This window comes from Streptomyces sp. NBC_01463, from assembly GCA_036227345.1.
Taxonomy (GTDB): Bacteria; Actinomycetota; Actinomycetes; order Streptomycetales; family Streptomycetaceae; genus Streptomyces.
In genome coordinates, this window is the sequence record CP109468.1 from 444,101 (window position 1) to 457,788 (window position 13,688).

The 13,688-nt window shown below is 71.8% G+C and carries 11 protein-coding genes and 2 riboswitches; of the genes, 7 read left to right on the plus strand and 4 right to left on the minus strand.

Annotation, left to right across the window (positions count from 1 at the left end; genetic code table 11):
- Nucleotides 1-256: 256 nt before the first annotated feature.
- A riboswitch (SAM riboswitch) is annotated at nucleotides 257-364 on the minus strand.
- Nucleotides 365-488: 124 nt separating this feature from the next.
- Nucleotides 489-633, plus strand: a riboswitch (SAM riboswitch).
- Between the two features lie 263 nt (nucleotides 634-896).
- Nucleotides 897-1,685 carry a glutathione S-transferase C-terminal domain-containing protein gene (locus tag OG521_02015; protein WUW19618.1) on the plus strand — a complete coding sequence of 263 codons (789 nt, stop codon included), beginning with the start codon at nucleotides 897-899 and terminating at the stop codon, nucleotides 1,683-1,685.
- A 10-nt stretch (nucleotides 1,686-1,695) separates the two neighbouring features.
- On the opposite strand, the gene OG521_02020 is transcribed toward OG521_02015, so the two are convergent.
- Nucleotides 1,696-2,280: a helix-turn-helix domain-containing protein gene (locus tag OG521_02020; GenBank protein WUW19619.1), complete on the minus strand. Its 585-nt coding sequence runs from the start codon at nucleotides 2,278-2,280 to the stop codon at nucleotides 1,696-1,698.
- Nucleotides 2,281-2,440: 160 nt separating this feature from the next.
- Here OG521_02020 and OG521_02025 point away from each other — a divergent pair, with 160 nt between their 5' ends.
- Nucleotides 2,441-3,670, plus strand: coding sequence for a benzoate/H(+) symporter BenE family transporter (locus tag OG521_02025; GenBank protein ID WUW19620.1), 1,230 nt, complete (start codon nucleotides 2,441-2,443; stop codon nucleotides 3,668-3,670).
- Between the two features lie 95 nt (nucleotides 3,671-3,765).
- Nucleotides 3,766-5,559: an ABC transporter ATP-binding protein/permease gene (locus OG521_02030; GenBank protein ID WUW19621.1), complete on the plus strand. Its 1,794-nt coding sequence runs from the start codon at nucleotides 3,766-3,768 to the stop codon at nucleotides 5,557-5,559.
- A gap of 86 nt (nucleotides 5,560-5,645) precedes the next feature.
- Here the strand turns inward: OG521_02030 and OG521_02035 are convergent, their stop codons facing one another.
- The 3 genes from OG521_02035 to OG521_02045 form a co-directional block, all read right to left on the minus strand.
- A complete protein-coding gene (locus tag OG521_02035; protein ID WUW19622.1) occupies nucleotides 5,646-6,860 on the minus strand; it encodes a D-galactonate dehydratase family protein in 1,215 nt (404 codons plus the stop codon).
- On the minus strand, nucleotides 6,857-7,660 hold the full coding sequence (locus OG521_02040; GenBank protein WUW19623.1) for an aspartate/glutamate racemase family protein: 804 nt from the start codon (nucleotides 7,658-7,660) through the stop codon (nucleotides 6,857-6,859). The genes OG521_02035 and OG521_02040 overlap by 4 nt, the downstream gene beginning before the upstream one ends.
- An 87-nt stretch (nucleotides 7,661-7,747) precedes the next feature.
- Nucleotides 7,748-8,581, minus strand: coding sequence for an SDR family NAD(P)-dependent oxidoreductase (locus OG521_02045; GenBank protein ID WUW19624.1), 834 nt, complete (start codon nucleotides 8,579-8,581; stop codon nucleotides 7,748-7,750).
- 351 nt (nucleotides 8,582-8,932) lie between these two features.
- On the opposite strand from OG521_02045, the gene OG521_02050 reads away from it, so the two are divergent.
- The 4 genes from OG521_02050 to OG521_02065 all read left to right on the plus strand — a co-directional run bounded on the left by OG521_02050 (nucleotide 8,933) and on the right by OG521_02065 (nucleotide 13,645).
- Nucleotides 8,933-9,340: a hypothetical protein gene (locus OG521_02050; GenBank protein WUW19625.1), complete on the plus strand. Its 408-nt coding sequence runs from the start codon at nucleotides 8,933-8,935 to the stop codon at nucleotides 9,338-9,340.
- A 210-nt stretch (nucleotides 9,341-9,550) separates the two neighbouring features.
- Nucleotides 9,551-11,035: an aldehyde dehydrogenase family protein gene (locus tag OG521_02055; protein ID WUW19626.1), complete on the plus strand. Its 1,485-nt coding sequence runs from the start codon at nucleotides 9,551-9,553 to the stop codon at nucleotides 11,033-11,035.
- Between the two features lie 34 nt (nucleotides 11,036-11,069).
- Nucleotides 11,070-12,596, plus strand: coding sequence for a GMC family oxidoreductase N-terminal domain-containing protein (locus OG521_02060; protein WUW19627.1), 1,527 nt, complete (start codon nucleotides 11,070-11,072; stop codon nucleotides 12,594-12,596).
- Entirely contained in the window at nucleotides 12,596-13,645 is a 1,050-nt protein-coding gene (locus OG521_02065) for a glycine betaine/L-proline ABC transporter ATP-binding protein (GenBank protein ID WUW19628.1), read from the plus strand. Before OG521_02060 ends, OG521_02065 begins: the two co-directional genes overlap by 1 nt.
- Nucleotides 13,646-13,688 lie beyond the last annotated feature (43 nt).

The following is a 13,688-nucleotide window of genomic DNA, read 5'->3' on the forward strand; positions in this document are numbered from 1 at the left end:
TCGGCGGAACGCGGCACACAGCGCGGGAGGGGGCCGGGCGGGGAGAGGGCACACCGCGGCAGCGGTGGATGTCAGGGAATCGGAGAGCCGTCAGCCCTGACAGAGAGGGCGGGAAGCGGCCGTACACAGCGCGCTGTTGACACGCAGGAGGTCGACGGTGCGGTCCGCGCACAGCAGGACGCAGCCGCGGGGCCGTCGTGCGGCCGTCCCGTCAGCTGCGTACATCTCGCTCACCGTCACCATTCCGCCCCGCGGGGCCTCACGCTTACCGAACGTCATCCGGTCCGGTCCTCACCTGGGGCACCCCACCGCGTGCGAGGGTTGCCGGCCGGCGAGCCAGGGCTTTTCACCGGCACTCGTGACCGTGCTGCTCTGGGCCGGAGGTTAGGGCCGTTCCGAAATGGATGTCAACGCCGGTGACCACCAGGCGAGACGGCTCGGACCACCTCCTTGACGACGTCACCGGGCGCACCGAGACTGGCGGGGACGGTCACGATTGTCAGCGCCGCCCGGACGGGATCTCCCGCTCGTGCGGTCATCGGCCCCGGCCCGCTGACAGGCAACCCTTCCACCGCGATGGGGTGCCCCGGGTGACGACCGGGTCCCGTCGGTGCGACGGGGCAAGCGCGGTCTCGCGTCTCGCGAGCCCCGACGGCAGGACCGGTGGGAATGCCCAGGATCGGCTTGACGAGGCGCTTGCACATCGATCTGTTGCGCGTCTCCAGCGCTTACTAGGGTCCGTCGGCGGACGGACGCGTACCGGGCTGTCGAACCGGCCCCTTGCGCGTTCCTCCGGACGGATCGGTATGCAGGCTCAGTCGTTCCGCATCCGGCCGCCGGTGCCCACGAGGCAGCGGTGGCTTCGTCGTTCCCCCAGGGATCCCACAGGGAGAGTCATGCCCGAGACAGCATCGCGCGGTTGTGGCACAGGCAACGCGTGTACGTTCGGCCCCGCTTCATCCGCACCGGCGTCACGTCCGTCAGGTCTGCTCCTCGCGTCGGCCGTACGGTCCGCGCCCATCCACAGCCGGATCGGCGTCGGTCTGGCCGGCGGCTTCTATCCGGCACCGCACCGCTACGAGCTGTTCCTGTCGGTGAGTTGTCCCCGCTCGCTGCGCATCTCGATCACCCTCGGCCTGCTCGGGCTCAAGGACTCCGTCGCCACCACGCTCCTGACCCACCCGGCCGGCACACCCGAGGGCTTCGCGGCGCTGCGCGGTGCGTACGAGGCCACGGTGCACCACTACAACGGGCCGCTGACCGCTCCCGCGCTGTGCGACCGCTGGAGCGGACGCATCGTCAGCAACCACACGCCCGACATCCTGCGCGACCTCGCGGGGCTGCTGTCCGGCCACGACGAGGCCTGCCCCTCCCCGCTGCACCCGCCGGAGCTCGCCGCCGACATCGACGGCATCCGTGAGCTGCTGGAGCTCGGGGTCACGGATGCGGCGGAGCCCTCGGAGCGTTCGGCCGCGCTCGATGTGATGGAGCACCGTCTCTCCCTGCACCCCTACGTGTGCGGCCCTCAGCTGACGGCGGCCGATGTGGACCTGTGGGTGACGCTCGTCCAGCCCGGCACGGCCGGTTTCCTCTGCGGGTACCCCCGCCTCCAGGAATTCGTCGGACGGCTCGGCGACCACCCGGCCTTCCCGTACGCGAACGGCGTGGTGGCCGAGGCGGCGTGAGGCCCGGCGCTCAGCCGGTCTCGGCTCCTCCACCGGAGCCGGGGCCGGGCTCGCCCGCCGGGGGGTAGCGAACGAAGAGGACGCCCTGCACCTCGCCGTCGGGCGCGCCGTAGACGTGGGGCACATCGGCCCGCCACTCGGCACTGGCGCCGGGGCCGGCCGTGCGGGTGTCGTCGGGCGGGCCGACGACGGCAGTGCCGGACAGCACCATCAGGCTCTCCCGCGTGCCCGGGACGTGGCCCTGCGACTCCTGGACGGCGCCCGCCCGGATGCTGATCCGGAACACGTCGGTGACCGCGGACCCGGCCTCGTACCGTTCGAGCAGGACGGCGGTGACGGCGCTTCCCGAGACGCCGGGGAGCGCCGGGCCGGGGCCGCCGGCGGGCAGCGGGTCGCTCAGCACGGCGCTCAGCGGCAGGCCGAGCGCGGTGGCGAGCGCGTACAGCGTCTCCAGGGTCGGATTGCGCGTCCCGCTCTCCAGCTCCGAGAGCGTGCCCTTGCCCACGCGGGAACGCCGGGACAGCTCGGAGAGTGACAGCTGCCGCTCGCGCCGCAGCGCGCGCAGCCTGCGCCCCACGTCCTCGTTCAGTCCCATCCGCGTGCACCCGCTCCGCTGTCCTGGTTGACGGGCATCGGCCCTTCTCTCTAGTGTTCCACAAACAGAACGTTCCGTATACGGAACGATGGCGCGTCCCGGGCCCGCTCCGGCCGTCGGCGCCGCCCCGAACCGCTCGGCACAGGGAAGTGGCTCACTCATGCTCGCGATCACCCGCATACGCGCGGCGGCACCGCCCTCGGCCGTGGCCGCCGGACTGATCGCCGTCATGGTCGGGGTGACGAGTTCCGCGGCCCTGGTCTTCACGGCGGCGAGGGCCGCCGGGGCGGACTCGCGCGAGATCTCCTCCTGGATGCTCGCGCTCGGTGTCGGCCTGGCCTGCACCTGTATCGGTCTGTCGCTGCGCTACCGGGCCCCCGTCGTGACCGCGTGGTCGACGCCCGGAGCGGCGCTGCTGACGACGGGTCTGAGCGGGGTGTCGATGGCGCAGGCGGTGGGCGCCTTCGTCTTCTCGGGTCTGCTCATCCTCGTCAGCGGGGTGACCGGGTGGTTCAGCCGGCTCATGGGCCGGATTCCGGTGCCGCTGGCGGCCGCCCTGCTCGCCGGAGTGCTGTTGCGTTTCGGCACGGGCCTGTTCAGCACCATGCACGACAGTTTCGCCGTGGCGTTCCCCATGTTCGTGCTCTACCTGCTGAGCCGGCGTCTGCTCCCCCGGTACGCGGTGCTGCTGGCGCTCGCCGTGGGCGTCGTCGCCACCGTGTTCACCGGCGGGTGGCAGCTGGGCAAGGTCCGGCTCGCCCTGGCCACCCCGGTGTTCACCGCCCCGGAGTTCGACTGGAAGGTCCTCGTCAGCGTCGGCGCGCCCCTGTTCGTCGTGACGATGGCCTCCCAGAACCTGCCGGGTGTCGCCGTGCTCCGCGGCGCCGGCTACGACGTACCGGTGTCGCCGCTGATGACGTGGACCGGGGCGGCCAACGCCCTGCTCGCCCCCTTCGGTGCCTTCGGTCTCAACCTCGCCGCGATCACCGCCGCCATCTGCACCGGCGAGGAGGCCCACCCCGAACGCGACCGGCGCTTCCTGGCCGCGGTGTGGGCGGGTGTCTTCTACCTCTGCGTCGGGCTGCTCGGCGCGACGGTCGCCTCCCTGCTCACCGCGATGCCGCAGGAACTCGTCCTGGCGATCGCCGGGATCGGGCTGCTCGCCACCATCGAGGCCTCGCTGACGGCGGCGCTGGCCGACAAGGCGTCACGGGAGGCGGCCGTGGTGACCTTCCTCGCCACCGCCTCCGGGGTGACCCTGCTGGGGATCGGTTCCGCGTTCTGGGGCCTGCTGGCCGGCCTGGTCACGGCGGTCATCGCCTCGGCGGGCCGCCCCCGCCCCGAGGTTCCGGCACCGGCGCCGCAGCCGGACGAACTCCGCGTCCACTGAGGCACTTCGGGCCCCGAAGTCTCGCCTCCCCCGCCCCCTGTCCCGTCCGTGGAACCGGCTTGCCCCGGACGGCGGGAGCGGGGTGGGATGGACTCATGCAGAAAGCGGTTGCCCAACCCTCCGCCGAATCCCTGGCGCCCTTCGACCACCTCGACCATCGCTACCGCGGCGAGAACCCGGTCCGCACCCTCGGCCACCTCTTCAGGCCCGACCGCGGACGGCTGGCCCTCGCGGTCGTCATCTTCGTCGTGAAGCACAGCCCGATCTGGCTGCTTCCCCTCATCACCGCCACGGTCCTGGACGTGGTCGTCCAGCACGGCCCGGAGTCCGGGCTGTGGAAGTCCACCGGCGTCCTGCTGTTCATCCTCGTGATCAACTACCCGCTCCACCAGTGGTACGTACGCTGCCTCGGCGGCAGCATCCGCCGCATGGGCACGACCCTGCGCTCGGCGCTCTGCCGCCGGATGCAGCAGTTGTCCATCGGCTATCACGCACGCGTCAGTTCGAGCGTCCTGCAGGCCAAGGTGGTCCGCGACGTGGAGTCGGTGGAGCAGATGATGCAGCAGAGCGCCGACATGGGGCTCGGCGCCGTCGTCACCCTGGTCGGCGGGCTCGTCGTCATCGGGGTGCGCGTGCCCGCGTTCCTGCCGGTCTTCCTGATCGTCGTGCCCGCCGCCGGATTCCTCGTGATGAAGCTGCGCGCCCGGCTGCGCAGCCACAACGAGTCCTTCCGCCGCGAGGTCGAGCAACTCTCCTCCCGCGTCGGCGAGATGACCACGCTCATCCCGATCACCCGCGCTCACGGGCTGGAGCGCACCGCCCTCGGCCGCGTCGACGGCTCGCTGCGCCAGGTCTTCGCGGCCGGCCTGCGCCTGGACGTGATCAACGGCCGCTTCGGATCGCTGGCCTGGGTCATCCTCAACACGCTCGGAGTGCTGTGCCTGACGGGGTCCGCGCTGGTCGCGTACCACGGCTGGATGCCCATCACGCCGGGCGACGTGGTGATGCTCAGCGCCTTCTTCACCGTCCTGACCGGGTCCGTGACCACGCTGCTGGGTCTGGCCCCGGTCCTCACCAAGGGGCTGGAGTCGGTGCGTTCGGCGGGCGAGGTGCTCCAGGCCCCCGACCTGGAGCGCAACGCGGGCAAGGCCCAGGTGGAGCGGGTCACCGGCCGCATCGACTTCGAGGACGTCGGCTTCGCCTACGACGACTCCGCTCCCGCCGTCGACGGATTCACCCTCTCCGCACGGCCGGGCGAGACCATCGCGCTGGTCGGTGCGTCGGGCGCCGGCAAGTCGACCGTCCTCAACCTCCTCATCGGCTTCATCCGTCCGACGTCGGGCCGCATCATGCTCGACGGCACGGACATGGCCGGGCTCGACCTGCGCAGCTACCGGCGGTTCCTGTCCGTGGTGCCGCAGGAGTCGATCCTGTTCGAGGGCAGCATCCGCGACAACGTGACGTACGGAATGGGGGACACCGACGACGCCACGCTGATGCGCGCCCTGACGGACGCCAACGCGCTGGAGTTCGTGCGCGATCTGCCGCTCGGTCTGGACACGGTCGTCGGCGAACGCGGGGCCCGCCTCTCGGGCGGGCAGAAGCAGCGGCTCGCCATCGCCCGCGCGCTGATCCGAGACCCCAGGGTGCTGGTGCTCGACGAGGCCACCTCCGCGCTGGACAACCGCTCCGAGGCCCTGGTCCAGGAGGCTCTCTCCCGGCTCGTGCACGGCCGGACGGTCTTCGTCGTCGCGCACCGCCTGTCCACGATCCAGGGGGCCGACCGCATCGTGGCGATGGAGGGCGGCCGGATAGCCGAGGTGGGGACGCACGAGGAACTGCTGGGCCGGGAAGGGGTGTACGCGGGCCTCCAGCCGGCCCACCCCTGACGGGGCCCGGCGCCGGGGCCCGCGGATGTGCGGCCCCCGGGCGCCGGTAGGACGTGACCCCCTACGGGGCGGCGGCGCGCCGCGGCTCACCAGTCGTGGACGCTGCCGTCCCGGAGCCGGTTGACCGGGAGGTAGGCCTGCTCGTACGGGTGCGCGGCCGCCATCTCCTCGTCCAGTTCCACCCCGATGCCCGGCGCCTCGCCCGGGTGCAGGTATCCGTCGGTGAAGGTGTAGGCGTGCCGGAACATCTCCTCGGTACGGGAGTTGTGGCCGGAGTACTCCTGGATACCGAAGTTGTGGACGGCGAGGTCGAGGTGGACTGCGGCGGCCATGCCGACCGGCGAGATGTCCTCCGGGCCGTGGACGGCGCTCTTCACCTGGTACTGGGCGGCGAAGTCGAAGAGCTTGCGCAGGGGTGTGACCCCGCCGAAGTGGGTGACTGCGGAACGCGCGTAGTCGATCAGCTGCTCGGTGATCAGCGTCTGGTAGTCGTACACCGTGTTGAACACCTCGCCGACGGCCAGGGGCGTCGTGGTGTGCCGGCGGACCAGGCGCAGCGCCTCCTGGTTCTCGGCGGGTGTGCAGTCCTCCAGCCAGAACGGGCGGTACGGCTCCAGGTCCTTGCCGAGCCGGGCCGCCTGGACCGGGGTGAGCCGGTGGTGGGCGTCGTGGAGCAGCGGCAGCCCGGCGCCGAACTCGGCACGCACCGCGTCGAAGACGGCCGGGGTGTGGCGCAGGTACGCGTCCGTGTCCCAGTCCTCGACCAGGGGCCGGGCCTGCTGGTGGGCGACCGTGTCCCCGGCGTCGTCCTGGTTGTAGACCCCGTAGACGGCCTTCAGTCCGGGGATGCCCGTCTGGATGCGGACGGCGGGGTAGCCCTCGGCCAGCCTGGCCCGTACGGAGTCGAGGAGTTCGGGGATGTCGCGGCCGTTGGCGTGGCCGTAGGTGCCGATCCGGTCCCGGCTCGCGCCGCCGAGCAGCTGGTAAAGCGGCAGGCCGGCGGCCTTCGCCTTGAGGTCCCACAGCGCCACGTCCACGGCGGCGATCGCGGCCATGGTCACCGGCCCGCGCCGCCAGTAGGCGCCGCGGTAGAGGTACTGCCAGGTGTCCTCGATCCTGTGCGGGTCGAGGCCGATGAGCAGGGGTGCCACATGGTCGGTGAGGTAGCTGACGACGGCCAGCTCCCGCCCGTTGAGTGTGGCGTCCCCGAGGCCGGTGAGGCCCTCGTCGGTCGTCAGCTTCAGGGTGACGAAGTTACGGCCGGGGCTGGTGACGACGACCGTCGCGTCGACGATCTTCATGCGTGCTCTCTTTCGGGAAGGAACGGGTCGGGCAGGAGTGCCTCGCGGGGCACGTGCGTCGCGGCGGCGAGGGCCCGGCCGACGGCGTAGGAACGGGAACCCGGCCTGCCGCTGAGGACGACGTCGACGCGCCCCACCGCGCCGTGCGGTTCCGTGGTCCGGCCCAGACGTCGCAAGGTCTGCCGGGCGACCGCTTCCGCGCTGTCGTACAGCGTGGTCCCGGCAGGCAGGTGCCGCAGGATCTCCGCCGCCACCAGCGCGTAGTGCGTGCACCCCAGCACGACGGCGGCGCAGTGGCCCGGGGTCCGCCCGGCGGCGTCGGCGATCGATGCGGTCACGGCCGCCGGGTCTCCGCGGTCGATCCCCTCGGCGAGTCCGGGGCAGGCGACCCGCACGACGGGCTTGTGCTGCGCGAAGTCGGCGATCAGCCGGGTCTGGTAGTCGCTCGCCGTGGTCCGGACCGTGGCCCACACCGCGATGCCCGGGGCGGCCGCCGCGGCCGGTTTCACCGCCGGCACGGTGCCGATCACCGGCACGCGCGGCTCGAACTCCTGGCGCAGGGCCTCGATCGCGGTGACGGTGGCGGTGTTGCAGGGCACCACGAGGGCCTCCGCACCCCGCTCGACCGCGTCATGGGCGGCACTGACCAGACGATCCGTGATGAAGGACGTGCTCTTCGGTCCCCACGGGGCGCCCTCGGGGTCGAGGAGCAGCAGCAGATCGAGTTCCGGGGCGAGGTGCCGCAGCCGGCCCGCCGTGGCGAGAAGGCCGAGCCCCGAGTCGATCAATGCCACCGTCATGGCGATCAAGCTACCAAGCCCCCATTCCGGTGCGAGCGGCCGGGCGAGGGACACCTCCCCCGCCGTTGCGGGCCGGCGCATCGCGGTTCACCGCGGCCCTTCGCCCAGGAGCCGTTCGGTGAGTGACTCCAGCCGGCGTGCGGCGGCGGGGTCGAAGTCCGGGGTGTCGACGGGGATGCGCCGGCCCTCGACGTACGCGCTGAGCGGCTCGGCCGGAGGTGTGTCGATGACGCCGGTGATCGGGGGCAGGGCCGCCTCCACCGGCTTGGCGTGCTGCCTCATGGAACGGATGTGGGGCAGCGTCGCGGCGTCGTACTCGCCGGAGAAGCCGGTGGCGGTGACGCCCGGGTGGATCAGGACGTAGCGGATACCGGCGGGGCCGTACTGTTCGGCCGAGGTGACGCCCAGCAGGTCGTTGAGCTTTCCGCCCTGGGCGAGTGCGGTGGTGCCCTCGTATCCGCGGGTGAGCTGGAGGTCGTCCCACCGTACGAGGTCGAGACCGGACCCCGGTCCCGCCACATTGACGACGACCGGACGCCGGGCCGCCGCCAGGGGCGCGGCGAGCGCACGGGCCAGCAGACGCCGGCTCAGATAGAAGAGCGCGAAGTTCTCCTCGTACCTCTCCGCCGTCTCCGTACGGAGGGAGCGGTAGTGGCGGGCGCAGAACACCAGGGCGTCGACGGCGGGGAAGGAGGCGCGGATCTCCTCCGCGGCCCGGGTGGTCCCGGAGAGCAGGCTCAGGTCGGCCGTCACGAAGAAGGCGCGGTCCGCGGCTCCCGATGCGCGGGCGGCGTCGAGATAGTGCCCGCCCTTGGCCTTGTCGCGTCCGATGACGACGACGGTGTCGCCCCGGCGGAGATACACCTCGGCGAGGGCCTTGCCGATGCCGTCGGTGCCACCGGCGATGACGAGCGTCTTCATGGGGAGCCTCTCTGGATTGCCTGAGCGGGCGCGCGCTGCGGCACGCGTGCGTGTGGTCGGAGATCCGTACGCCGGTCGGGCCGGCCGTCCGGACGTTCCTGCCTGTCCACGGAACGTCAGCACACGTGGCGGGCGCCTGATTCCCTCGGCCGGGCGGGCCCGAGGCCGGCTGATTCCGGCCGACGCGGACAGAGGAGGCAAGGATGCGCAGCCCGTCGTGGGTGCACGGGCCGAACCGGGGGCTCCGCTCCCGTACGCGCCAGGATCGGAGATAGGAGATATATTTATATCTTCTTCACATTCGGCACCGTCCGGCTCGGGGATCCACTCCACAAGAGAGAGGAGTGCCCGATGACCCTCTCCGTCCGAGTCCGCAATGTGCTGGCAGGAGCCGCGGCGACGGGCCTGCTCGCAGGCACGGCCGCGCTGGGTGCGGCCGGTACGGCCGAGGCCGCCCCGGCGCCGGTTTCCGTCGCCGCCGCCGCGTCCGCCACCGGCCACCACGACAGATGCACCTGGGAACAGGGGCACTGGCAGAAGCACTGGGTGAAGGGCCACTGGGACAAGCAGTGGCACAAGGGCCACTACTCCGAGTACCGGACCTGGCACCCCGGCCACCACGACCGTCACGGGACGTGGCACCACGGTCACTGGACGACCCACACCCAGTGGCACAAGGGGCACTGGACCACGGTGTACGTCCCCGGCCACTGGGACACCCACTGGGTGAAGGGCCACTGGAACTGCCACCACCGGTGAGCCGGCCGGCGACAGCGCGCATCCGTACGGAGGAGGGGCTCCGGGACCGTCGGTCCCGGAGCCCCTCCTCTCCGCTGTCCTGGCCGGCGCGTGAGCCGGGTCACTTACCCGCGGCCGCCGCGCATGGCCGCACCCTTCCTGGGCAGACGGCCAGACCGCTGGGAATCGCCCGGCGAGTGACCATCGGCCACCGAAAGGGCAGCACACGACGTGTCGGCACAACTCACCATCCAGGTAGCGGGAGAGTGGCGAGCGGCCGCATCCGGCGCCACGCGCGAGATCCTCGACCCCGTCGACGGGACCGCTTTCGCCGTCGTGGCGGAGGGGGACGTCGCGGACACGGACGCCGCGGTAGCCGCCGCCAGGGCCGCCTTCGACACGGGTCCCTGGCCGCACACCCCCGTCGCCGAGCGCGCCGCGCTGCTCAGGCGGGTGGCAGGCCTGCTGGAGCGGGACCGGGAGCGGATCGGCGCGCTGGAGTGCCGTGACGCCGGCAAGACGCTCGAAGAGGGCCGCGTCGACGTGGACTGCGTGCGCGACGCCTTCCGCTACTTCGCCGATCTCGTGATGAACGAGAGCGGCGGACGGGTCGTCGACGCCGGGTCCGACACCGTGCACAGCGTCGTGGTGCACGAACCCGTGGGTGTCTGCGGCCTCATCACGCCGTGGAACTACCCACTGCTCCAGGCGAGCTGGAAGATCGCTCCGGCGCTGGCCGCGGGCAACACCTTCGTGATCAAGCCCAGCGAGATCACCCCGCTCACCACCGTCGCCCTTCTCGCCCTGCTCGCCGAGGCCGGACTGCCCGAGGGCGTGGCCAACATCGTCACCGGCCCGGGAGCCACCGTCGGCGCCCGGCTGGCCGACCACCCCGATGTCGACCTGGTGTCGTTCACCGGTGGACTCGCCAGCGGGACGAAGGTGATGCGGGCCGCGGCGGACACGGTCAAGAAGGTCGCCCTCGAACTCGGCGGCAAGAACCCCAACGTGGTGTTCGCCGACGCGTGCTCCACCGAGGAGGGCTTCGACACCGCCGTCGACCAGGCGCTCAACGCCGCCTTCATCCACAGCGGTCAGGTCTGCTCCGCCGGATCGCGGCTGATCGTCGAGGAGTCGGTGCGCGAGCGGTTCGTCACCGAACTCGCCCGGCGTGCCGAGCTGATCCGCATCGGCCGGGGCACGGACGACGGTGTCGAGTGCGGTCCGCTCGTCTCCGCCGGGCAGCTCGCCAGGACCGAGGAGTTCGTCGCCTCCGCCCTCAAGGAGGGCGCGGTGCTGCGGGCGGGCGGCGAACGCCCCGAGGGGCCGGGCTACTTCTACCGCCCGACCGTGCTCGACCACTGCGACCGCTCCATGCGCGTCGTGCGCGAGGAGGTGTTCGGCCCGGTGCTGACCGTCGAGACCTTCCGTACCGAGGACGAGGCCGTGGCGTTGGCCAACGACACCGAGTACGGGCTGGCCGGGGGTGTGTGGACCTCGGACACGGGCCGCGGGCGCCGGGTCGCGGCCCGGCTGCGGCACGGCACCGTCTGGATCAACGACTTCCACCCCTACCTGCCGCAGGCCGAGTGGGGCGGCTTCGGCAAGTCCGGCATCGGCCGCGAGCTGGGTCCGGCCGGTCTGGCCGAGTACCGCGAGGCCAAGCACATCTACCAGAACCTCGCCCCGCGCCCGGTGCGCTGGTTCGCGGGCTGAACGGAACACGGGAGCAGAGGCGATGGAGAACGACATGACCCCCTACGACTACGTCATCGTCGGCGGCGGCACCGCCGGTTCGGTGATCGCGTCCCGGCTCACGGAGAACCCCGACGTCACCGTCGCACTCATCGAGGGCGGACCGAGCGACGTGGGCCGCGACGACGTGCTGACCCTGCGCCGCTGGATGGGGCTTCTCGGCGGTGAGCTGGACTACGACTACCCCACCACCGAGCAGCCACGCGGCAACTCGTACATCCGTCACAGCAGGGCCCGGGTCCTGGGCGGGTGTTCGTCGCACAACACACTGATCGCGTTCAAGCCGCTGCCGTCCGACTGGGACGAGTGGGCGGCCGCCGGCGCGGACGGCTGGGACGCCTCGTCGATGGCCCCCTACTTCCACCGGCTGCGCAACAACATCGTCCCCGTCGACGAGGCCGACCGGAACGCCATCGCGCGCGACTTCGTCGACTCGGCGCAGGCCAGGCTCGGGGTGCCGCGCGTCGAGGGCTTCAACAAGGAGGCTTTCCAGGACGGGGTGGGGTTCTTCGACCTCGCCTACCACCCGGAGAACAACAAGCGCTCCTCGGCCTCGGTCGCGTATCTGCATCCCTTCCTGGACCGGCCGAACCTCCATATCGCCCTGGAGACCTGGGCGTTCCGCCTGGAGTTCGAGGGCACCCGGGCCACCGGTGTGCGGGTGCGGACCGCGGACGGCGAGGAGCGTGTGGTGCGGGCGCGGCGCGAAGTGGTGGTGTGCGCGGGCGCGGTGGACACCCCGCGGCTGCTGCTGCACTCCGGCGTAGGGCACCGCGCCGAGCTGGAGAAGCTCGGCATTCCGGTGGTGCACGACCTGCCGGGCGTCGGTGAGAACCTGCTCGACCACCCCGAGTCCGTCATCGTCTGGGAGACGCACGGCCCGATCCCGGAGAACTCCGCGATGGACAGCGACGCGGGGCTCTTCGTACGGCGGGATCCGGCGAGTCCGGGCCCCGACCTGATGTTCCACTTCTACCAGATCCCGTTCACGGACAACCCGGAGCGGCTCGGCTACGAGCGGCCGCCGCACGGGGTGTCGATGACACCGAACATCCCCAAGCCGCGCAGCCGCGGCCGACTGTATCTGACGAGTCCCGACCCGGACGTCAAACCGGCCCTGGACTTCCGCTACTTCACCGATCCGGACGACTACGACGGGCGCACCCTCGTCGACGGGATCAGGATCGCCCGTGACATCGCCGCCCAGGAGCCGCTGGCCGGCTGGCTGAAGCGCGAGGTCTGCCCAGGGCCCGAGGTCACCTCCGACGAGGACCTGAGCGAGTACGCGCGCAGGGTCGCGCACACCGTCTACCACCCGGCCGGAACCTGCCGCATGGGCGCCCCCGACGACGCGCTCGCGGTGGTCGCACCCGATCTGCGGGTCAGGGGCCTCGACGCCCTCCGGATAGCCGACGCCTCGGTCTTCCCGACCATGCCGGCCGTCAACCCGATGATCGGGGTCCTGATGGTCGGCGAGAAGTGCGCGGATCTGCTCGATGCCACCCATGGGGGTCATGCCTGATGAACACGCCACCGCACGTCTTCTCCGTACGCGGCCTCTGGAAGGTGTTCGGCCCGAAGGCCGACCGCGTGCCCGGTGACGAGGAGCTCGCCGCGCTCGACCCCGCCGAGCTGCGTGCCCGCACCGGGTGCACCGCCGCCGTGCGCGACGTCTCCTTCGACGTCCGCAAGGGCGAGGTGTTCGTTGTGATGGGCCTGTCCGGTTCGGGCAAGTCCACCCTCGTGCGCTGCCTCACCCGGCTCATCGAGCCGACGTCAGGCGAGGTCACCATGGACGGCGAGGACGTACGCGCCATGAACGCAGGACGCCTGCGTGAACTGCGCCGCCACCGCGCCGCCATGGTCTTCCAGCACTTCGGTCTGCTGCCGCACCGCTCGGTCCTCGACAACGTCGCCTACGGCCTGGAGATCCAGGGCATGGGCCGGGCCGAACGCCGTGCGCGGGCCGCCGAGTTCGTCGGCAAGGTCGGTCTCGAAGGTCTGGAGGACCGCCGTCCCGGGCAGCTCTCCGGCGGCCAGCAGCAGCGGGTCGGGCTGGCGCGTGCGCTCGCCGTCGATCCCGAAGTGCTGCTGTTCGACGAGCCGTTCAGCGCGCTCGACCCGCTGATCCGCCGTGACATGCAGGAGGAGGTCGTGCGGCTGCACCGCGAGGAGGGCCGCACGATGGTCTTCATCACCCACGACCTGAACGAGGCCCTGAAGCTCGGCGACCGTATCGCGCTGATGCGGGACGGCCGGATCGTGCAGCTCGGGACGCCGGAGGAGATCGTGGGCTCGCCCGCCGACGACTACGTCCGCGACTTCGTGCGGGATGTGCCGCGGGAGCAGGTGGTGACCGTTCGGGCGGCGATGCGTCCCGCCGACGGCGCCGAGAGCGTCACCGGTCCCGCCCTGTCCCCCGGTACCACCGTCTCCGCGGCGATCGAGGCGGTCGTCCGCAGCGGGGAGACGGCCCGGGTCGTCGACGAGGGCCGCTGCCTCGGCGTGGTCGATCACGCGTGCCTGCTCGGCGTCGTGGCCGGCATCCCGGCCGTGAAGGAGGCCGCGTGATGGGTACGGACCATGCTTCGGGACCGCCGGGCCGCACGCGCGC

Excerpts from the sequence above, each read along its gene's own strand:
- OG521_02050 (WUW19625.1), top strand. The coding sequence starts at position 8,933 with ATGACCCTCTCCGTCCGAGTCCGCAATGTGCTGGCAGGAGCCGCGGCG.
- OG521_02045 (WUW19624.1), bottom strand. The coding sequence starts at position 8,581 with ATGAAGACGCTCGTCATCGCCGGTGGCACCGACGGCATCGGCAAGGCC.
- OG521_02015 (WUW19618.1), top strand. The coding sequence starts at position 897 with ATGCCCGAGACAGCATCGCGCGGTTGTGGCACAGGCAACGCGTGTACG.
- OG521_02035 (WUW19622.1), bottom strand. The coding sequence starts at position 6,860 with ATGAAGATCGTCGACGCGACGGTCGTCGTCACCAGCCCCGGCCGTAAC.
- OG521_02025 (WUW19620.1), top strand. The coding sequence starts at position 2,441 with ATGCTCGCGATCACCCGCATACGCGCGGCGGCACCGCCCTCGGCCGTG.
- OG521_02020 (WUW19619.1), bottom strand. The coding sequence starts at position 2,280 with ATGGGACTGAACGAGGACGTGGGGCGCAGGCTGCGCGCGCTGCGGCGC.
- OG521_02030 (WUW19621.1), top strand. The coding sequence starts at position 3,766 with ATGCAGAAAGCGGTTGCCCAACCCTCCGCCGAATCCCTGGCGCCCTTC.
- OG521_02065 (WUW19628.1), top strand. The coding sequence starts at position 12,596 with ATGAACACGCCACCGCACGTCTTCTCCGTACGCGGCCTCTGGAAGGTG.
- OG521_02060 (WUW19627.1), top strand. The coding sequence starts at position 11,070 with ATGACCCCCTACGACTACGTCATCGTCGGCGGCGGCACCGCCGGTTCG.
- OG521_02040 (WUW19623.1), bottom strand. The coding sequence starts at position 7,660 with ATGACGGTGGCATTGATCGACTCGGGGCTCGGCCTTCTCGCCACGGCG.